This is a genomic window from Vogesella mureinivorans, assembly GCF_007644035.1.
GTDB classification, from domain to species: domain Bacteria; phylum Pseudomonadota; class Gammaproteobacteria; order Burkholderiales; family Chromobacteriaceae; genus Vogesella; species Vogesella mureinivorans.
The window spans coordinates 1-303 of the sequence record NZ_VMTV02000477.1; the positions used below are offsets into that span (position 1 = coordinate 1).

Annotated in this window: 1 protein-coding gene; it reads right to left on the minus strand. The window is 39.3% G+C overall.

Translation table 11 applies throughout. The features are described 5' to 3' along the window. A partial coding sequence (locus FLQ44_RS13495) for a DEAD/DEAH box helicase (protein ID WP_147694809.1) occupies nucleotides 1-303 on the minus strand: 303 nt, incomplete at both ends.

Below are 303 nucleotides of genomic sequence, written 5' to 3' on the forward strand. Positions count from 1 at the left end.
AACATCACGGGCATGATAACGGAAACCTTCTTGTTGTTTAAATGAAAGATCATGCTCTTCATCCAGAATAATTAAACCGAGATTAGGTAAAGGTGTATAAATTGCAGAGCGAGTCCCTAAAATAATAGAGGCTTTACCTGTTTGTGCATGTTGCCATGCTTGTAAACGTTTGCTGTCATTTAAACCAGAGTGAAGCAATGCAATATTGCAATGAAAGCGTGACTGAAAACGGCTGATGGTTTGTGGTGTTAAGCCAATTTCAGGGACTAAAACAAGCACTTGTTTGCCTTGTTTCAGTACCTC